Below are 19,632 nucleotides of genomic sequence, written 5' to 3'. Positions count from 1 at the left end.
TAGAGGAAAACATGAACCTGATCCAAACTCTTGAGGCAGAAGAAATTACTCGCCTCGCTAAAGTTATCCCCGAATTTGCACCTGGCGACACCGTTATTGTGAGCGTCAACGTGGTTGAAGGCACGCGCAAGCGTCTGCAGGCCTTCGAAGGTGTGGTGATCGCGAAGCGTAACCGTGGCCTCAACAGTGGCTTCACTGTGCGCAAAATGTCTAACGGCGAAGGCGTGGAGCGTACGTTCCAAACTTACAGCCCTTTGATCGCGAGCATCGAAGTCAAGCGTCGCGGTGATGTGCGTCGTGCCAAGTTGTACTACTTGCGTGACCGTAGCGGTAAGTCTGCGCGTATCAAAGAAAAATTGGTCAGCAAGTCAGCTGCAGCGCTCAAAGCCGCAGCAGCTGCTAAATAAGCAGGTCTCACCTTGCTTAGAAGCCACCCCAAGTGAAAGCTTGCGGTGGCTTTTTCTATGTCAACACTTCCCACCTTTGACCCACAACTTGTGCCCGTGTTCCAAGTGGACGCGCACTTGGCGGCCGTGCCTCCTCAGCATCTCACGCCTGAGGCTTTGCAAGCACGGTTTGCAAACCCGCCCGCATGGCAGCCCGAACTGGTGCGCGAGCGTAAGTTCATGAGTCGCGCCCCGGCACAAGCGGCAGTATTGGTGGGGCTGGTGATGCGCGACGAACCCACGGTGCTGCTGACCCAGAGGCCAGCGCACATGTCTACCCACGCTGGGCAAATTGCCTTTGCGGGTGGCAAGTGTGACGAAGGCGATGCCGATGCGGCTGCCACTGCCTTGCGCGAGGCGCATGAGGAGGTGGGCTTAGACGCCCGTCATGTGCAGGTGCTGGGCACATTGCCCGAATATGTGACGGGCTCTGCCTTTTATGTGACGCCCGTGGTGGCACTGATATCGCCTGCCATGACGCTGCAACTCAACACCCACGAGGTGTCTGATGCCTTTGAAGTGCCCTTGGCTTTCTTGATGAACCCTGCGCACCATTGCTGGCACCGCCACGATTTTGAGGGGGTAACTCGTGAATGGCTTTCCATGTCTTACCAAGACGGTGAAAAGCAGCGTTTTGTGTGGGGTGCCACGGCTGGCATGTTGCGCAACTTTTACCGCTTCTTGCGGGCATGAGTTAGTTAAATAGATAGAACTCACCGCTATCATCCGAACATGAGTTTTCTTTCCTTGCTACTTGCCTTGTTGATTGAACAAGCCCGCCCTTTGGTACGCGGTAATTGGGTGCATGGCACCGTGCGAGTGTGGGTCAATTGGATCAGCCAGACCTTGGACGCAGGCCATTCGAATTTGGCGTGGACCACTTGGTCATTGGCCGTCGGGTTGCCTGCCGTTATTGCAGCGGCCGTGCATTGGTTGCTGATCAGCTTATTTGGCTGGCCTGTGGCTATCATTTGGAGTGTGGCTGTGTTGTATGCCACTTTGGGATTTCGCCAATTCAGCCATCACTTTACCGACATTCGTGACGCCTTGAATGTGGGCGACGAGCGTTTGGCGCGTGAGATGTTGGCCGAATGGCAACATGTGGAAGTGGGTAGCTTGCCGCGCAGCGAATTGCTGCGCCATGTGATTGAGCATTCGGTGCTCTCGGCGCACCAGCATGTGTTTGGTGTGCTCACTTGGTTTTCGGTGTTGGCTGCCTTGGGCTTTGGCCCCGCTGGTGCCGTGATTTACCGCATGAGTGACATGGTGGCTCACACTTGGCAGTCTTCCCCTAAAACCACCCAAGGCTGGGTGAGCGACACCTTGCAAAACGCAGCACGCGACGCTTGGCGTCGTGTTGATTGGTTGCCTGCGCGTTTGACCGCTGTGGCCTTTGCCGTGGTGGGCAACTTTGAAGAAGCCATCGACTGCTGGCGTACTTACGCTCAACGCTTTCCTGATGACAACGACGGTGTCGTGCTGGCCGCCACTGCTGGCGCTTTGAACGTGCGCTTGGGCGGCGAAGCTTTGCGTGCAGAAGATGCCAGCGAATCCCACGACCAAGACAGCGAAAGCACCCCAGGCCGTGCGCCAGAGATGGCGCATTTGTCCAGCGTGGTGGGCTTGGTCTGGCGCAGCGTGGTGCTGTGGCTAGTGCTTTTGGCCTTGCTGACTTTGGCCCGTTTGTTGGGTTGATTTAATAATTCACAGGCTGCGTGAGTTCGGCAAACAACATGCCGTAGAGCTTGTAGCGCGACGGGCTGATGGCCCCAGCCGAAGCCGCGTCTTGCACGCCGCACGAAGGCTCGTGCAAATGGGTGCAGTTGTAAAACTTGCAGTGCGTCACATGCGGTTTAAAGTCCGGCATGTAGGCGGCTAGTTGCATGGCATCGATGTGATGCACACCAAACTCCTGAAAGCCCGGTGAGTCAATCAAGCCCGTCTTGCGATCGGCATCTACCCAGTGCCAAGTGGTGGACGTGGTGGTGTGTTTGCCTGAGTTGAGCGCTTGCGATATCTCAGCCGTGGCCACATTGGCGTTGGGCACGAGTGCATTGATAAGCGTGCTTTTGCCTGTGCCAGAAGGCCCAAGCACCAAGGTGGTTTTGTGTTTTAAGCGCTCAGGCAAATCACCCAAGTCGCCTGATTTAAATGCACCTTGCAGCACGGTGTATCCCATCTTCACATAGGGCGCAAGGCGGATGAAGGCTCGGGCATGCAGCTCGGTTAAATCGCTTTTGTTGAGCACGATGATGGGTTGGATGTGCTCGGCCTCTGCGGCAATGAGTGCACGCGTGAGCTGCATTTCTGAAAATTCAGGCTCAGCCGCTAACAAAATAAGCACTTGGTCTAAATTTGCTGCGAAGGACTTGGTGCGAATCTCGTCTTGTCGGTAAAACAAATTGTGGCGTGGCTCTACCTTTTCGATGGTGCCCTCATCGGTGCTGGCAAGCCATTGCACGCGGTCGCCCACCACCACTTGGCTTTTCTTGCCACGCGGGTGGCAGATGCGCCGTTCACCATCAGGAGTTTCTACCACGCAGTGGCGTCCATGGCTGGCCACCACCAGGCCTGGTTGCCTCATGCGGCCATCCGCGCCAAGCGTTGAGAGGCGGGCGGGTGCGAATAGTAAAACGCCACATACCAAGGGTCGGGCGTGAGGGTGGATGCGTTGTCTTGGTAAAGCTTAAGCAAGGCGCTGGCCAAGGCCTTGCCATCGCTGTTGGCCACTGCATAGGCGTCGGCTTCAAACTCAAACTTGCGTGACCGGCGAGCCGACAAAGGCGATACAAAGAAAGTGAACAAAGGCAACACCAGCATGAAGAGCAACAAAGCCAATGCGCTGTTGTTGCCATTCAAGTTAGGCATGACGCCCAGTCCGGAGTAGAACCAAATTTGCTGTGACACCCAGCCCAACAACGCAAGGCCTGCAAGGCTGGTGGCAAAACTGGTGGCCATCATTTTTAAAATGTGGCGGTGCTTGAAGTGGCCCAATTCATGGGCCAACACAGCTTCCATTTCGTCGCCGTTCAATTTGGCCAGCAGTGTGTCAAAAAACACCACGCGCTTAGCAGCACCAAAGCCAGTGAAAAACGCATTCGAGTGAGCCGAGCGACGACTGCCGTCCATCACAAAAAAGCCTTTGGCGGTAAAGCCCGAGCGGGTCATCAGCGCAGTGACGCGCTCTTGAAGTGTGGCGTCTTCCAGCGGTGTGAATTTATTAAACAAAGGCATGATGACGTTGGGTGCAATCCACATCACAAACAGTTGGTAGACCACCAACGCCGCCCAGGTGTAGAGCCACCAAAGTGCGCCGCCAGCTTGCATAAGCCAAAGCACCAGCCAAAGAATGGGCAAGCCCAGCGCCATGCCCACCAACAAGCCTTTGAGCATGTCGTTCACCCACAGTTTTGGCGTGGTGTTGTTGAAGCCAAAGCGCTGCTCAATGCCAAATGTTTGGTAGAGCGACAAGGGCAGGCCAATCAAACCGCCAATCAAACCAAAGCTCACCACCAGCATGACTTGCTGGCCCATGCCAGCGCCCATCCAATCCAGTGTGACTTGATTGAGGAGGTCTAAACCGCCGAGTAATGTCCACGCCATCAACGTGACGGCATCAAGCCCTAAGTCGACCACGCCCACACGTGATTTGGCCAGTGTGTAGTCGGCGGCTTTTTGGTGGGCGTCTAAGCTGATGGTGTGCGAAAAGGCCTTAGGCACTTGAGCGCGATGTTGCGCCACGTGGCGCACTTGGCGGCCGCTGAGCCAAAGTTTGGTAAGTAAGTTGACCACCAGCAGGGCAGCTAGCGTCAAGGACATTGCGAGTGAGGGATTCATCATGGTGGCTGAGTTTAGATGATGGGCGACAATCTGGCTCATGTCTGAAGTTGCTACTACCCCTGTTTCCCCCGTTGCTCCCAAACTCGCCAAGTCTGACTTGAACTTGGTTTGGCTCGATTGCGAAATGTCTGGCCTTGACCCCGAGTGCGAGCGCTTGCTTGAAATCGCCGTCATCGTGACCAGCCCCGATTTATCGGTGCGCATTGAAGGTCCAGTATTTGTCATTCATCAAAGCGATGAGTTGCTTAGCAAGATGGACGCATGGAACAAGGGTACGCATGGCAAGAGCGGTTTGATTGACAAAGTCAAAGCCTCCACTGTGACCGAAGACCAGGCGCAAGCCCAACTCATTGCCTTCATGAAACCCTATGTGTCCAAAGGCGTGTCGCCCATGTGCGGCAACACCATTGGCCAAGACCGCCGTTTCTTGAACAAATATATGCCCAAGCTAGAAGGCTGGTTTCACTACCGCAATGTTGATGTGAGCACGCTCAAAGAGTTGTCACGTCGTTGGAAACCCGAGGTGTTGAATGCCTTTAAAAAAGCTCAGAAACACACGGCACTGGCCGATGTGCATGAGTCGATTGACGAGATGATTCACTATCGTGAACATTTCTTGAAACTTTAATTAGGTAATAACCCGAATCCATGCCATAATCGCCAACTTCGCTACAAAGCCGTAGCGAATTTGTACATCTCCCTTCATTCACCGGGCTCGCCAAAAGAGCCCCAAGCACTGAATAAACCCCTAGCGGGTCAGAGCAGGTTCCGTTTGATGGTTGATGTTTTTTAACCTAGAACGGAGCAGCCGCACAACTTGCGGCGCTCACGTGCGAGAAAAATCATGACTGACACTTTAAATGTGACAGGCGAATTTGCGCCTGCCGAAACTATTGCTATTGCTGCTCAAAACGCAGTGACCACAGAGGTCGTTCAAGCGCCTGAGTCGGCTCAAGCCGATGCGCCTGAAGCGGCTCAAGCCGACGTGCCTAACGGCTTCGTCGAATTGGGGCTTGCCCCAGAACTCGTGCAAGCTGTGGCCGACCTTGGCTACACGCAACCCACCACGGTTCAACTCAAAACCATTCCTTTGGCTTTGCCATCTGCCAACGCAGATGCCAAAGCTGGCTTTATCGACTTGATGGTGTCTAGCCAAACCGGTAGCGGCAAAACAGCGGCTTTCTTGTTGCCTGTTTTGCACACCTTGCTTCAGCAACAAGCACAAGCTGAAGCTACTGAAAAAGCTGCTTGGGACAAGCTCGTGGCTGACGCTGCTGCCAATGGCGAAGAGCCCCCAAAGCGCTCCAAGCGCAAAGACCCCACCAATACACGCAACTTCAAAGCCCCAACCCCTGGCGCTTTGATCGTTTGCCCAACCCGCGAATTGGCTCAACAGGTGGCGCATGACGCCATCGACTTGGTCAAGCATTGCCGTGGTTTGCGCGTGGCTAACGTGGTGGGCGGCATGCCTTACCAGTTGCAGATCGCTAAATTGCAAAATGCTGACTTGGTGGTGGCAACGCCAGGCCGCTTGCTCGACTTGCAACGCTCCATGCAAATCAAGTTGGACAAGGTCCAATTTTTGGTCGTGGACGAAGCCGACCGCATGTTGGATCTCGGCTTCTCGGACGATTTGGCTGAAATCAACCAGCTCACTATTGACCGCAAGCAAACCATGATGTTCAGCGCTACTTTTGCGCCGCGCATTCAACAGTTGGCCACACGCGTGATGCGTCAACCCCAACGCATTCAAATTGACTCTCCTCAAGAGAAGCACAGCAACATTCGCCAAGTGCTGCATTGGGCTGACAACGCGCAACACAAGCGCCGTTTGTTGGATCACCTTTTGCGTGACACCACCATCAACCAAGCCATCATCTTTGCCAGCACCCAAATTGAGTGCGATGGCTTGGCCAATGACTTGCAACAAGAAGGTTTCTCGGCTGTTGCTCTGCACGGCGCGTTGAGCCAAGGTTTGCGTAACCGTCGTTTGATGGCTTTGCGTCAAGGACAAGTACAGTTTTTGGTGGCTACCGACGTGGCCGCTCGCGGCATTGACGTGCCCACCGTGACTCACGTGTTCAACTTTGGCTTGCCCATGAAGTCTGAAGATTACACCCACCGAATTGGCCGTACGGGTCGTGCAGGCCGTGATGGCTTGGCCGTCACGTTGGCTGAGTTCCGTGACAAGCGCAAAATTTACGACATCGAAGCCTACACGCGCCAACAGTTCACAGCCGAAGTGATTCCAGGCATGGAGCCCACACAACGCGTTGAACAACGTGGCGGTGCTGGCCGTGACTACGATCGCAAAGGCGGCGGCAAGTTTGGCGGCGGCGGTGCGGGTGGTCGTGGCGGCTTCGGCGGCGGTAATAAGTTTGGCGGCGGCGGTGGACGCTTTGAAGGCAACGGCCAAGGCCGCTTCGAACCACGTTCGGAAGGTCGTTCCGAAGGGCGCTTCGAAGGCCGTCAAGACAGCCACCGTTCTGATGCACCTCGTGGCAATAGTTTTGAGCCACGTCAAGGCGCACCTCGCGGCAACTTCGGTGAAAACCGCGGCTTCGGCGGTGAAAGCCGTGGCGCTCCTCGTGGTAACTTTGGCGAAGGCCAAGGCGCACCACGTGGCAACTTTGGTGCACCTCGTAGCTTTGAAGATCGCGCACCGCGCAGCTTCGATGACCGTGCCCCAGCACGTGGCCCACGCGCTCCGTTCGAAGCAGGCCGCACACCCTTTGACAAGCCAGCACGCCCAGCGGCAGGCAAGTCGTTCGGTGGCGGTTTTGATGCCAAGAAGCGCGCACCTAAGCCTCGCACACCTCGTTAATTAGTCCTCGCTTAAACAGCAGGCTAAAACGCACTCAGCCACCGCGCGTTGCACCTTGTGTGCAACTCCGGTGGCTGAATTGTTTGTTTTTTTATAGCTTGAGCTTGTGCGCCACAAAGTCCAAACGGTCTTGACCCCAAAACATCTCGCCCTCAATCACAAAGCTAGGCGCGCCAAACACTTGAGCATCCATCGCGCTTTGGGTGTTGCTGTCGTAGCGGCTTTGTACCTCAGGGGTGTTGGACAACTTTAAGCAAGCAGCATCCAGTTGGTGTTTGCTCAACAAGGCGGCCAATGTTGCTGCATCTGCAATGTCGTGTTCTTCATGCCACACGGCTGACAGCACTGCACCTGTGATGGCCAAGGCTGCATCGGTGCCATGGTGCATGTCCACCGCAATGATGAGCTTTGCTGCAGGGTCGCCTTGCACGGGAAAAAACTTGGGGTGCAAATTCAGCGGCAGGTTTAGAGATTTGCTGAAGCGCGCCAATTCCACCAGTCGATACGCTTGACGCTGCGGCGCACGTTTGCCCAAGGGCAAACCACCTGAGATGGGAAAAATCTTGCCTAAGTCCATTGGCATCACGCGCACGGTGGCGCCAGCGTCTTTGGCAATTTGTACAAACCTTTGATGGCCAAAATATGTCCAAGGGCTTTGCGGCACTAGGTAGTAATCGATTGTTTTTGACATGGGTGTTTCTTTATGAAATGTTTTTTAGTAGTGGGGTGGTAGCTCATCGCGCAGGTTAGTCGAGCCACCTGAGCCACCATCGGGCGTCTGTTGTCGCAACTGGCTTATCTCACGGATCAGCGCGTCGATTTGCTGTTGTTGTTGAAAGATGGTTTGGTTGAGTTGCTCCACCCAATCTTCGGTAAAGCTGGCCTTGACCTCTAGGTCCATCAAGCGCTTGTCAATGTCAGTGTGTGGCATGTGGTGATGAGTTTTTGTTATTTGATTTTGGCTAGAGCGGTGCGCATATTTTCAAGCTCTTCCTTGTAGCTCTGGGCATTGCCAAAGTCTACAAACCCGGTGTAGTAGGGGTGCGCGCCCATGATTTTGCGGGCGTGTTTGATCGGGCACCAATACTGCTCGGTGCGAGCTACCACCTCGCGCCCATAAGCCATCACGCCGTTGCCGTATGAACAGTAGGCGCAGTTGATTTTTTCAATCAGATTCAGGTAGGCCAAATGCGTTCGGTCATACACAAAATAGTCGCCCCGCCTCACGCGGGCAAGGCCATAAGCCCGAAAACAAATGTGCTGATAAATCGTGATGCACAAGTCAAGTAGCAGGATGGGAAAGAACAGGGCATAAATGACGGGGGCTGTGATCACGCTGAGCCAGTTGGCTGTGAAGAGGTAGGCAATCACACCTGTTTTGAAACGGCGTTGTTGTTCCAACACCTCACGCTCAAAGCGCACACGGGTTTCATCGAAGTCGGCTTTTAGCTCAGCGCGCTTGAGCTTCATTTCTAGCTCAATCTCTGACTCCATGTGCTGGATGCGGGCGAGTAATTCGCTGATGATGGGGTTCATAAATGCCTTTGATTGTGCTGATTATGGGTGGTTACATGAGAAAATTACCCAAACATGTGGCCTAATTGAGGGCTGTAACTTTTTTAACTGGAAAATTTCATGGGAAACAAAATCGTCACCGAAGCCGACCGCAAGCGCGCACCAAAACCAATCCCCCTGCCAGGCACTATGCTGCGCACAGGCGGTCATGGTCAACGTGTGAGTCTTGAGCGCGGTGTTGCGACACGAAGCAAAAAGAACCCTGGCAAGCGTTCAAGCAAAGGCGGTTAATTCCACCTTTGTCTTTGCAAGCCAAATAAAAAAGCGACCTTTTGGGTCGCTTTTTTATTTGGGTCTTTACCAACGCTGCTTAGTCAGGCAATTCGATTTTGACTTCAAGCACTTCGAGGTTGTCGTGACGCTCCAAATTGACCTTGATGTCATTTGGATTGATCTTCACGTATTTTGAGAGCACGGCTACCAAGTCGCGTTGTAAAGCAGGCAGGTAATCGGGTTGTGGATTGCGGCCAGAGCGCTCGTGGGTGAGGATGAATTGCAAACGCTCTTTGGCAACGTTGGCGGTTTTTTTCTTTTCACCGAGCAGGAGTGAGAGCAAGGACATGGCTTACTTTCCGCCAAACATGCGTTTGAGCAAACCAGGTTTGACGTAATCTGTGAAACGCATGGGCACGTCTTCTCCCAAGAAACGGCTGATCACGTCTTTGTATGCCTCAGACACGTCGGTGTTTTCTAGGTGAACCGCAGGCAAGCCTTGGTTCGAAGCGGTCAACACCGTTTCTGATTCGGGAATCACACCAATCAATGGAATGCGCAAAATGTCTTGGATGTCTTCCAGCGACAGCATGTGGCCTTCTTCCACTCGGCTAGGGTTGTAGCGCGTGATCAGCAGGTGTTCTTTGATGGGCGTATCGCCGTCAATCGCACGCTTGGTCTTGCTGCTGAGCATGCCCAAGATACGGTCAGAGTCGCGCACGGAGGAGACTTCAGGATTGGTGACCACCAAAGCTTCATCGGCAAAGTGCATCGCCATCATGGCGCCCACTTCAATGCCGGCAGGCGAGTCGCACACGATGTAGTCAAACTTCATCTCTTTGAGGTCGTTCAACACGCGCTCCACGCCGTCTTGAGACAGCGCGTCTTTGTCGCGGGTTTGAGAGGCGGCCAGCACAAACAAGTTGTCGCATTGTTTGTCCTTGATCAAGGCTTGGTTCAACGTGGCCTCACCGTTGATCACGTTGATGAAGTCATACACCACGCGACGCTCGCAACCCATGATGAGGTCGAGGTTGCGCAAACCGACGTCAAAGTCGATGACCACCGTTTTGAAGCCGCGCAAAGCGAGGCCAGAGGAAAAACTGGCGCTGGTTGTGGTTTTGCCCACGCCGCCCTTGCCAGAAGTCACCACCACGATTTTTGTCATGAAGAAAGCCCAAGGTTGATCTAAAAATTAATCTGCAATTTTACAATGCCAGCATGACCAACTTATCGCCTTGAAGACTGATTTGCGCGGCTTTGCCTGCCACATTCGCAGGCAGTGGGCTATCGCCACTGGTGCGGTAGGTGCCTGCAATCGAAAGCAGCTCGGCCTCAAGGCATGAGGTAAAGATGCGTGCTTGTTCATCGCCGCGTGCGCCCGCAATGGCTTTGCCGCGCAGTGGTGCATACACATGGATGTGACCATCGGCCATGATCTCTGCCCCTGGGTTGACCATGGCCAACACTATCAGGTCGCGACCTTTGGCATACACGTGCTGGCCAGATCGCAGGGGCTTGTCGATCACCATGGCGGCACCGCTGCCAGTTTGCACCTCACGCACCACCTCAACTTCGCGAATGACTTCTTGCACCACCGTTTCCACGCTGGGTGCAGCAGGGGTTTGAATGCTCAAATCGCTCGCTTCAAACAAGCCCGCTTTGCGTGCGTTAGTTAATTGGTGTTCATTTGCGCCACGCACTGCCACAGGCAGCATTTGATGTGTTCGCAACATAAGGCACACAGAAGGTAGGTCGAGCTGTTGGCTGGGGTCTTCTAGGACGCTCAGATCGATCACCACGGGGTCGTTGTCAAAGAAGCCGGGGGTTGGTCCCAAGCGGCGTGTCATATCGGCTTGCAGAGCTGATGTGTCAGGGGTTTTGAGGAGAAAAGACACCAAGGGCAAGGAGGCACTTTTGATTTCGTAGGTGTGTGGTGCAGCAGCTTGGCTCATGAAACTTGCGTGAAAAAGAAAACCTGAACTTTACACGCCAAGGGTATCCATACCTCGGTAAACTTTTTGATATGTACTTCAAGCCCACCGCTCACACGCTTCTCGTTCCTTTTGCTTTAAGCACATTTGCCGCCTTGGCGCAGCAAACACCTGCGCCTGTTGCAGCCACTTCGGACATGGGTCGCATTGAAATCACCAGCGGGCGTGACAACGAAACCCAGGAACGCCGCGAATCTACCGCCAGCAAAATTGTGATTGGACGGGAAGAAATTGAGCGTCAAGGGGACGCTAACCTTGGCGAAATTTTGAAGCGCATGCCCGGCATCACCCTGGGTGGTGCGCCCGGCAGGGGCGGCGGCATTCGCATGCGTGGCTTGAGTCAGGGCTATACGCAAATTTTGCTTGACGGTCAACGCGTACCGCCAGGCTTTTCGGTCGAATCACTCACGCCTGAGATGGTTGAGCGTGTGGAAATTTACCGCGCACCCACGGCCGAGACAGGTGCGCAAGCCATTGCAGGCACCATCAACATCATCACGCGCGAAGGCCGCAAGGGCATGCCCACCGAGTTGAAGGTGGGCTCGTCGTTTCAAGGCGGCTATGTGTCGCCCACAGCATCGATCGTCAAGTACCACGATGCTGAAAAGTGGTCGGGCAACTACACCTTGTCAGTTAATCGGTTTGCCGCACCGGACCATAGTGAAAATAATTTAACGCGATTCGATGCTTCAGGCACAACATTGCGTCAACGTGTGAGCGACAGCCATTACGGACGCGAAGGCATGAATGCCTCAGCGCGTTTGCAGCTCAAGGGCGATCCGGGCGAGACCTTAACGCTGACACCCTTTGTTATTTTGTCCCAAGGAAAAACGCCATCATCGATACGTGCCACTGAATCTCTCGACGGGGTGGATGTGGCTGGAAGTCCCGCGACAGCGAGCAGTGAAATCAAAAATAACTTTGAACTAGCCCGCTTGAATGGTCAGTGGCGACGCAGGCTGTCAACGGACAGCAACATGGAATGGAAATTCAATCTGGGGGGCTGGAATAGCCACAATGAATTTAAACAAACCTCCACGAACACCTCGCTTATTCCAAGCGTGTCGGAAAACTCGCATGTCCAAGATCGTTCGTTCAGTCTCGGTGGCAAGTACACCAACGTGATGGGAGGTGGTCATCAGTGGGTGAGTGGTTCAGAGGTGGAGTCAGTTCGCCGCACACAAAGTGTGGTGGGGGCCTACCAAACCATTGCTGGCAGCGCTGATTACCGAGCAAGCACGGTGCGCTATGCCTTTTATTCTCAAGATGAATGGCAACTCACACCGAATTGGTCATCACACGTGGGGGCGCGTTACGAAGGTTTGACCACCGAGGGTAGTACCAGCGCGGGCGATGTCACCAATCGAAACAGCGTTTTCACCCCGCTGCTGCATGCGATGTGGCGACCCAATCCAGACAGCCGCGACCAAGTGCGCATGAGCCTGACACGCAGCTTCAAGACGCCCACCATGCCCACTTTGCTAGCGCGACGCGCTTACACGCGTGACGACAACAGTGCGACCAATCCCGACGTGTCTGGTAACCCCAATCTAAAGCCAGAGGTTGCAACAGGTTTGGATGTGGCGGTCGAGCGCTATTTGCCTCAGGGTGGCGTGATGAGCGCCAGTGCGTTTCACCGCCGTGTGCAAAACCTCATCCGCAATGTGACAACACTAGAGTCCGGGGCCAATGGTCGGTGGCTGTCAAGCCCACAAAACATTAGTGAAGCCGTGACCGAAGGCATCGAGCTCGAAGCCAAGTTCCGCATGGACCAGTGGATAGCCGACGCCCCCCACATCGATCTGCGCAACAACCTCAGTTTTTATCGTTCACGTGTGCTCAGCGTCATGGGGCCGGACAACCGCTTGGACCAACAGCCCAGCATGACGGCTAACTTTGGGGCGGATTACCGATTGAAATCTGTTCCTCTCACCCTTGGCGGTAACGTCAACTACAACCCTGGTTACAGAACGCGCTTGAGTGCTGAACAACTGAGCACCGTGTCGCAAAAACGGGTGATGGACGTGTATGGTTTGTGGCGTTTAGACAGCCGCACCGCTTGGCGCCTGACCCTCAGCAACCTGGACCCGCGCAACTACAACACAGGCAGCGTCTACAGCGGCAATCGTGTAAGTGAAAACAGCCGCACCCAAAGTCAAAGCTGGACCAACGTGCAAATTCTTCTGGAGAAAAAACTATGACGCAACGCGACGGCGCTTGGTATGACCGCATGTACAACAACCGCGCTTTGGTGCCCGAGCATGCGGCCCACTTTGACCATTGGCGCGAGGCGTCAGCACAAGTGCGTGCAACGCACCGTTGCTTTCAAGACGTGGCTTATGGCCGTGGTTTAAATGAAACTGTAGATATTTTTGCAAGCGACACGGCACAAGACAAAGCCCCTGTGGTGGTGTTCATCCATGGCGGTTATTGGCGCTCACTTGACAAGGCGGACCATTCCTTCATCGCGCCCACCTTCACCGCGCAAGGTGCGCATGTGGTGGTGCCCAACTATGCTTTGTGCCCGGCCGTCACTGTGTCTGATATCACGCTGCAAATGGTCAAGTGCGTGGCTTGGGTGTGGCGCAACATTCATCGCTTTGGTGGCGACCCCAGCCGTATCACGCTGGTGGGCCACTCAGCCGGTGGGCACTTGGCAACAATGTTGCTGGCTTGTGATTGGCCTGCCTATGCAGCCGATTTGCCTGCGCATTTGGTCACCAAGGCTTTGTCGATTTCTGGTTTGTATGAGCTGGCATCGGTGCAAGCCACGCCCTACCTCAAAGATAGCCTGCGTTTAACCGACGAGGTGGTGCTACGCAACAGCCCCGCTTGGATGCCAGCGCCCAAGCAGGGCACGCTTTACAGCGTGGCGGGTGGCATTGAGAGTGAAGAATTTACTCGCCACAACTTTTTGATCCAACAATCTTGGGGCAAAGACCGCGTGCCCGTGGCCGAGACCTTAGAAGGCTTGCAGCACTTCAGCATCGTTGAGGCCATGACAAACCCGGGCCATCGCCTGCACACACTGGCGCTTGAGTTGCTGAACAAATAAGCCGCAGTGCGAGGCTTACATCAACAGATGTTCGCCTGCGTTGTCGCCGCCTAGCGTGACGTAGTTCACCTTGCGAATGTCCATGAGTTTGAGGCCGCCGGCGTAGCTGATGGAGCTCTGCACGTCTTGCTCCATCTCAATCAGCGTGTTGGCTAGCTTGCCTTTGACGGGCTCGAGGATGCGCTTGCCTTCCACGTGCTTGTATTCGCCTTTGTTGAAGTCAGAGGCTGAGCCGTAATACTCTTTGAACAACTCGCCGTCCACTTCCACGGTCTTGCCTGGCGACTCTTCGTGGCCAGCAAATAGCGAACCAATCATCACCATGCTTGCGCCAAAGCGAACGCTCTTGGCAATGTCGCCGTGGCTGCGAATCCCGCCGTCAGCAATGATGGGTTTGGTCGCCACCCGCGCGCACCACTTCACAGCCGACAGCTGCCAGCCGCCAGTGCCAAAGCCTGTTTTGAGTTTGGTAATGCACACCTTGCCTGGACCCACGCCCACTTTGGTCGCGTCGGCGCCCCAGTTTTCGAGGTCGATCACGGCTTCGGGCGTGGCCACGTTGCCCGCGATGACAAAGCTCTTAGGCAACTTGGCCTTGATGTAGCCAATCATGTCGCGCACGCTGTCGGCGTGGCCGTGGGCGATGTCGATGGTGATGTATTCAGGCGTTATGCCTGCTGCGGCCAGTGTGTCCACCGTGGCGCGGTCTGGGCCCTTGACACCCAAAGAAATAGAGGCGTACACACCTTTGGCATGCATGTCTTTCACAAATTGCACGTTGTCCAAATCGAAACGGTGCATCACGTAGAAGTAATTGTTTTGTGCCATCCACAAGCAGATGCTTTCATCCACCACGGTCTTCATGTTGGCGGGAACGACGGGCAAGCGAAACTTGCGGCCACCGAGCTCTACACCAGCATCGCATTCAGAACGGCTTTCCACGCGGCACTTGCGTGGTAGCAACAAAATGTTGTCGTAATCAAAAATTTCCATATCCCAAGCTCCAGAAAATAACGTTCGAAGATTGAGCGCTTGGCTTGGTCGGTTTTTTAGCGTGCAAAAGGCAGACATAAAAAAACCGAGCGCAAGTATCTTGGGCCCGGTGGCTGATTCTAAACCCTAAAATTGCCCTATGCATTTTTCACCCCACACCTCGCCCTTGCTCCAAGGCCTCAACAACGAACAAGCTGCGGCGGTCACGTTGCCGCAGGCGCATGCGCTCATTTTGGCGGGCGCGGGTTCGGGGAAGACGCGGGTGCTGACCACGCGCATTGCGTGGCTCATGCAAACGGGGCAGGTGTCGCCGGGTGGGTTGCTGGCGGTGACCTTTACCAATAAGGCGGCCAAAGAAATGCTCACGCGTTTGTCGGCCATGCTGCCGGTCAGCGTGCGCGGCATGTGGGTGGGCACCTTTCATGGTCTGTGCAATCGCTTTTTGCGTGCGCACTGGAAGCTGGCCAACTTGCCCCAGTCATTTCAAATTTTGGACACCCAAGACCAGCTGAGCGCCATCAAGCGCTTGAGCAAACAGTTTCAGGTGGACGACGAGCGTTATCCAGCCAAGCAAACCATGCGCTTCATCGCTGGCTGTAAAGAAGATGGTCTGCGCCCTAAAGACGTGGTGGTGCGCGACCCCGATGACCGCAAACGTGTGGAGCTGTACGAGCTGTACGAAGCCCAATGCCAACGCGAAGGCGTGGTGGATTTTGGCGAGCTGATGCTGCGCTCGTACGAGCTGCTTCGCGATAACGATCCGCTGCGCGAGCACTACCGCCGCCGCTTTCAGCACATTTTGGTGGACGAGTTTCAAGACACCAACAAGCTGCAATACGCGTGGCTCAAACAACTCGCTGGCCCCGTGGATGGGGGCGGCGGGGCCATCTTGGCCGTGGGCGACGACGACCAAAGTATTTATGCCTTCCGTGGCGCACGCGTGGGCAACATGGCCGACTTTGTGCGTGAGTACCACGTAACGAATCAAATCAAGCTCGAGCAAAACTACCGTAGCTTCAGTAACATTTTGGACAGCGCCAACCATCTGATCAGCCACAACAAAGGCCGCTTGGGTAAAAACCTGCACACCACGCAGGGCGCAGGCGAGCCCGTGCGTGTGTATGAATCGCCCACCGACTTTGCCGAGGCGCAATGGATGGTGGAAGAGATGAAGCAACTCTTGCGCGATAGCAAAGACGGCGACGGCACGAAGGGTGTGCAGGCCCGCAGCGAAATTGCCGTGCTGTATCGCAGCAACGCACAAAGCCGGGTGATTGAAACCGCTTTGTTCAATGCTGCCATGCCGTACCGCGTGTACGGCGGATTGCGCTTTTTTGAACGCGCTGAAATTAAGCACGCCTTGGCCTATTTACGCTTGCTAGAAAACCCACGCGACGACACCAGCTTCATGCGCGTGGTCAACTTTCCGCCGCGTGGCATTGGTGCGCGCAGCATCGAACAGCTGCAAGACGCCTCACGCGCTATGGGCTGCTCCATGAGCGATGCCGTCACTGCGGTGGCCGGCAAAGCAGGGGCCAACCTGAGCGCTTTTGTAGCCAAGATTGATGTACTGCGTGAGCAAACGCAGGGGCAAAACCTGCGTCAAATCATTGAGCTGTTGCTGGACCACTCAGGCTTGATCACCCATTACCAAGCCGAGCGCGAAGGCCAAGACCGCATCGAAAACTTGCAAGAATTGGTCAACGCCGCTGAGAGCTTTGTAACGCAAGAAGGCTTTGGTCGCGATGCCGTGGCATTGCCGATTGATGAGCACGGCCAGCCTGTGGTGCAGGACGCGAATGCAGCCTCAGCAGACGCGGCTGATGGCGCAGTCACGCGTCAGCCCACACCTCTAACCATGATCAACGCCGACACCGGCGAGACCTTGTCGCCTTTGGCTGCCTTCCTCACGCATGCTGCGCTCGAGTCGGGCGACAACCAAGCGCAAGCGGGGCAAGACGCGATTCAGCTGATGACGGTGCATGCCTCGAAGGGCTTGGAGTTTGACTGCGTTTTTATCACGGGCATGGAAGAGGGCTTGTTCCCGCATGAAAACTCGATGAACGACTTTGACGGCCTTGAAGAAGAGCGCCGTCTCATGTATGTGGCCATCACGCGTGCGCGCAAACGTTTGTACCTCAGCCATTCGCAAACCCGCATGCTGCACGGTCAGACGCGCTACAACCTGAAAAGCCGCTTCTTTGAAGAGCTGCCTGAGCACACGATGAAGTGGATCACGCCTGCACGTTCTGCGTTTGCAGATGCGATGCCTTCACGGCGCGATGCATGGCAAAACCCTGCGTGGTCTAACAACGCGTGGGGCGGTGGTGCGGCCACTGCGGCAGCGCCTTCGCCAGTGCCTCAGCGTGCTGCACCTATGGCCAGTGGCCCCAATGCTTGGGTGCGCAGCGGTGTGCAAGTGTTTCACGCCAAGTTTGGCGAGGGCGCAGTGGTGAGCATTGAAGGCGTGGGCGACGATGCCCGTGCGCAAGTGAAGTTCTCGCGTCACGGCACCAAGTGGCTGGCGCTGAGTGTGGCCAAGCTCACGCAGGTGTGATCAAGCGTAAATCACTTCAGAAGTAAAGCAGTCTTTGAAGCTGTAGTAGGTCGAGCTAAAGAACATGGCCGCCAACATCAGCATGGCGGGCAACAAAGCCATGGCTGCAAAGTCACCATCGCCGACCAAGCCGCCAATGAGTGTGATGACCAAAGTGGTGCCTAAAAAAATGGCCGTCCACATTACGCCAAACACCAAGAACGCTCGCCAGTTGCTTAGACACGCCACGGTGCTAAAGAACAAGCTTTTGCCCACGGTGACACCGTGCCAATGTGTGAGTGCCGGTGCATGCCAAAACACCAGCGATAAAGGCAGGTACAGCATGATCGACAGCCACATAGCGTTTTGAAAATCGGGGTTCATCACGGTCTCAACATCCAAGTTGCCACCGACCAAATACAACTTGGCAAAGTCACCGCCGTCCATCATCGTGGACAAGCCCATCACGCCCACAAAGCAAAGCGCATAGATCAAACCCAACATAACCATGTTGCGTTTGCCTTCTGCGCCGTTTCTAAAACCGGCTGCCAAGATAAACGGCATAGGAAACTTGCCCAACTCCACCTCGCGTGTGGCTGCCATGAGCCCAAGTGAAGCGGCGGGCAATAACATCAAGGCCAAGAACCCACCCAGCACGGGCACGATGGAGAGGATGGACATGCTGGCCATGAACATAAAGAACAGGCCGGTGAGTGCCAGGGGTTGCTTCCAAAAAGCGCGAATGCCTTGGCGCACCCAGAGCGAGCCAGTTTTTGCGGGAACGACGTTGAGTTTCATAAATCAGAGTGTGACAGGGTGCGCCACACGTTGGCGCAACACACGCTCAAAGTGCGTGGGGTCGTGGGGTTGAAGCATGCTGGCTTCGCGCGGCAGATGGAAGTCCCACAGTCGCGAAGTCCAAAAACGCAAAGCGCCCGCACGCAGAATGGGGTTGAGCAATTGGCGCTCAGCGGGGGTGAAAGGACGTACCGCTTGATAAGCGGCGATGAACGCTTGGGCCTTGGCCGCATCGTGCGTGCCATCGGTGTCGATGTCTTCAGCGTGGTGGGTGCACCAGTCGTTCAAAGACACGGCCACGTCAAACAGCCATGTGTCGACGCCAGCAAAGTAAAAGTCGAAGAAGCCTGTTAGCTCGGGGGCTTGCAAGCTGCCATCAAACATCACGTTGTCGCGGAATAAGTCGGCATGCACAGGCCCACGGGGCAGGGCGGTGTAGGCCGATGATGCGGCAATGTGGTTTTGATAGGCCAGCTCGGTTTGAATCAGCGCCGCTTGTGATTCGCTTAAAAAAGGTAGCACCACGGGCACGGTCTCGTTCCACCAAGGCAGACCGCGCAGGTTGGGCTGTTGGCGGTTGTAGTCGCGGCCGGCCAGGTGCATGCGGGCCAGCATGTCGCCCACAGCGGCGCAGTGGGCCGCTGTGGGGCTGAGTTCGCTTTTTCCGCGCAAACGGTTGACCACCGCAGCTGGTTTGCCTTCCACGGTTAGCAAAATATCGCCGTCTTGGTTAGACACGGGGTCTGGCACAGGGATACCGCCTTGCGCCAGGTGTTTCATCAGGTACAGATAAAACGGCAGTTGCGCGTGCGTGAGGCGTTCAAACAGCGTGAGCACGTAATGGCCTGTGCTGCTGGTGAGAAAGTAGTTGGTGTTCTCAATGCCGCCTTGGATGCCTTTAAGTTCGACCAACTCGCCAAGTTTGAGTTGGGTCAGCAGTTCTTGGGCGGAGGACTCTGAAACTTCGGTGAAAACTGCCATGACTACCAAGGGATTAAAAAGTTCGCACATTGTAGTTGGCGCTTGTTTGCTTCCTTTGCTTTTGGTGCTGAGCCCGCTTGGGGGTTGAGGGTTGAGCGGGTGCCTCATGCTGGGGTACCAGAAATCGTTACCCGCTCAACCCTCAACCCCCAAGACTACGGCCTGCATTTGTGGGTGCACGCGTGCCACAACCTACGCCGCAGTCTGGGCGTGGCTGGTGGGCGTCGCCATGATTTCTGGTACCCCAGCATGAAGCAGCGACGCCCACCAGCCGCGCCCAGCGAGCTCAGCAACAAAGCACAAAGACCAAGCAACAACCCACGGCACAATCACAACCTATGAGTGAATCCAAAACATTGCTACTGGTCGACGGCTCC

General features: G+C 55.3%; 20 protein-coding genes. 9 read left to right on the top strand and 11 right to left on the bottom strand.

Going from position 1 to position 19,632, the window contains the following annotated elements:
- Positions 1-11: 11 nt before the first annotated feature.
- The 3 genes from rplS to ABWP81_RS03545 are packed head-to-tail and all read left to right on the top strand — an operon-like array spanning position 12 to position 2,141.
- Positions 12-407: a 50S ribosomal protein L19 gene (rplS, locus tag ABWP81_RS03555; protein ID WP_353134164.1), complete on the top strand. Its 396-nt coding sequence runs from the start codon at positions 12-14 to the stop codon at positions 405-407.
- 57 nt (positions 408-464) lie between these two features.
- Positions 465-1,139: a CoA pyrophosphatase gene (locus ABWP81_RS03550; RefSeq protein ID WP_353139485.1), complete on the top strand. Its 675-nt coding sequence runs from the start codon at positions 465-467 to the stop codon at positions 1,137-1,139.
- Between the two features lie 39 nt (positions 1,140-1,178).
- Positions 1,179-2,141: a CobD/CbiB family protein gene (locus ABWP81_RS03545; RefSeq protein WP_353139482.1), complete on the top strand. Its 963-nt coding sequence runs from the start codon at positions 1,179-1,181 to the stop codon at positions 2,139-2,141.
- A gap of 1 nt (position 2,142) precedes the next feature.
- Here the strand turns inward: ABWP81_RS03545 and rsgA are convergent, their stop codons facing one another.
- Together rsgA and ABWP81_RS03535 are read right to left on the bottom strand one after the other, a co-directional pair.
- A complete protein-coding gene (gene rsgA, locus ABWP81_RS03540) occupies positions 2,143-3,030 on the bottom strand; it encodes a ribosome small subunit-dependent GTPase A (protein ID WP_353139479.1) in 888 nt (295 codons plus the stop codon).
- Entirely contained in the window at positions 3,027-4,283 is a 1,257-nt protein-coding gene (locus tag ABWP81_RS03535) for a M48 family metallopeptidase (RefSeq protein WP_353139544.1), read from the bottom strand. The genes rsgA and ABWP81_RS03535 overlap by 4 nt, the downstream gene beginning before the upstream one ends.
- 40 nt (positions 4,284-4,323) lie before the next feature.
- On the opposite strand from ABWP81_RS03535, the gene orn reads away from it, so the two are divergent.
- Together orn and ABWP81_RS03525 are read left to right on the top strand one after the other, a co-directional pair.
- Positions 4,324-4,914: an oligoribonuclease gene (gene orn / locus ABWP81_RS03530; protein WP_353134176.1), complete on the top strand. Its 591-nt coding sequence runs from the start codon at positions 4,324-4,326 to the stop codon at positions 4,912-4,914.
- A 216-nt stretch (positions 4,915-5,130) separates the two neighbouring features.
- Positions 5,131-7,110, top strand: a complete 1,980-nt coding sequence (locus tag ABWP81_RS03525; protein WP_353134179.1) for a DEAD/DEAH box helicase — start codon at positions 5,131-5,133, stop codon at positions 7,108-7,110.
- Between the two features lie 91 nt (positions 7,111-7,201).
- Here the strand turns inward: ABWP81_RS03525 and ABWP81_RS03520 are convergent, their stop codons facing one another.
- From ABWP81_RS03520 to ABWP81_RS03510, 3 genes are read right to left on the bottom strand one after another with little or no spacing between them, the layout of a single operon-like run.
- The gene (locus ABWP81_RS03520) at positions 7,202-7,801 is read right to left on the bottom strand and encodes a 2-hydroxychromene-2-carboxylate isomerase (protein WP_353139476.1); all 600 of its coding nucleotides are present in this window, start codon (positions 7,799-7,801) and stop codon (positions 7,202-7,204) included.
- A 24-nt stretch (positions 7,802-7,825) separates the two neighbouring features.
- Complete coding sequence (locus tag ABWP81_RS03515; RefSeq protein ID WP_353134185.1) at positions 7,826-8,041, bottom strand: SlyX family protein; 216 nt, start codon at positions 8,039-8,041, stop codon at positions 7,826-7,828.
- Between the two features lie 17 nt (positions 8,042-8,058).
- Entirely contained in the window at positions 8,059-8,646 is a 588-nt protein-coding gene (locus ABWP81_RS03510; protein WP_353139474.1) for a hypothetical protein, read from the bottom strand.
- A 99-nt stretch (positions 8,647-8,745) separates the two neighbouring features.
- On the opposite strand from ABWP81_RS03510, the gene ABWP81_RS03505 reads away from it, so the two are divergent.
- Positions 8,746-8,916 (top strand): hypothetical protein, encoded by a 171-nt coding sequence (locus ABWP81_RS03505; protein WP_353134191.1) that lies wholly within the window; start codon positions 8,746-8,748, stop codon positions 8,914-8,916.
- Positions 8,917-8,995: 79 nt separating this feature from the next.
- Here the strand turns inward: ABWP81_RS03505 and minE are convergent, their stop codons facing one another.
- The 3 genes from minE to minC are packed head-to-tail and all read right to left on the bottom strand — an operon-like array spanning position 8,996 to position 10,853.
- Entirely contained in the window at positions 8,996-9,247 is a 252-nt protein-coding gene (minE, locus tag ABWP81_RS03500; protein WP_353134194.1) for a cell division topological specificity factor MinE, read from the bottom strand.
- 3 nt (positions 9,248-9,250) lie between these two features.
- Complete coding sequence (gene minD / locus ABWP81_RS03495) at positions 9,251-10,066, bottom strand: septum site-determining protein MinD (protein ID WP_353134197.1); 816 nt, start codon at positions 10,064-10,066, stop codon at positions 9,251-9,253.
- Between the two features lie 40 nt (positions 10,067-10,106).
- Positions 10,107-10,853 carry a septum site-determining protein MinC gene (gene minC / locus ABWP81_RS03490; protein WP_353139471.1) on the bottom strand — a complete coding sequence of 249 codons (747 nt, stop codon included), beginning with the start codon at positions 10,851-10,853 and terminating at the stop codon, positions 10,107-10,109.
- 71 nt (positions 10,854-10,924) lie between these two features.
- Between minC and ABWP81_RS03485 the strand changes: the two genes are divergently transcribed.
- The gene (locus ABWP81_RS03485; protein ID WP_353139468.1) at positions 10,925-13,093 is read left to right on the top strand and encodes a TonB-dependent receptor plug domain-containing protein; all 2,169 of its coding nucleotides are present in this window, start codon (positions 10,925-10,927) and stop codon (positions 13,091-13,093) included.
- On the top strand, positions 13,090-13,947 hold the full coding sequence (locus tag ABWP81_RS03480) for an alpha/beta hydrolase (RefSeq protein WP_353139465.1): 858 nt from the start codon (positions 13,090-13,092) through the stop codon (positions 13,945-13,947). The genes ABWP81_RS03485 and ABWP81_RS03480 overlap by 4 nt, the downstream gene beginning before the upstream one ends.
- A gap of 15 nt (positions 13,948-13,962) precedes the next feature.
- Here ABWP81_RS03480 and ABWP81_RS03475 read toward each other — a convergent pair whose 3' ends face one another.
- Positions 13,963-14,940, bottom strand: a complete 978-nt coding sequence (locus tag ABWP81_RS03475) for a GMP reductase (protein ID WP_353134209.1) — start codon at positions 14,938-14,940, stop codon at positions 13,963-13,965.
- Positions 14,941-15,079: 139 nt separating this feature from the next.
- Between ABWP81_RS03475 and ABWP81_RS03470 the strand changes: the two genes are divergently transcribed.
- Entirely contained in the window at positions 15,080-17,497 is a 2,418-nt protein-coding gene (locus ABWP81_RS03470; RefSeq protein ID WP_353139462.1) for a UvrD-helicase domain-containing protein, read from the top strand.
- Here the strand turns inward: ABWP81_RS03470 and ABWP81_RS03465 are convergent, their stop codons facing one another.
- The gene (locus ABWP81_RS03465; protein WP_353136966.1) at positions 17,498-18,274 is read right to left on the bottom strand and encodes a BPSS1780 family membrane protein; all 777 of its coding nucleotides are present in this window, start codon (positions 18,272-18,274) and stop codon (positions 17,498-17,500) included.
- A 3-nt stretch (positions 18,275-18,277) separates the two neighbouring features.
- Positions 18,278-19,255, bottom strand: coding sequence for a homoserine kinase (locus ABWP81_RS03460; RefSeq protein WP_353139459.1), 978 nt, complete (start codon positions 19,253-19,255; stop codon positions 18,278-18,280).
- Positions 19,256-19,632: the final 377 nt, after the last annotated feature.

It is taken from the genome of Limnohabitans sp., from assembly GCF_040401135.1.
Lineage (GTDB): Bacteria > Pseudomonadota > Gammaproteobacteria > Burkholderiales > Burkholderiaceae_C > Limnohabitans.
Note: the sequence above shows the minus strand (reverse complement) of the source record. Positions and strands in the feature narration are given on the sequence as shown.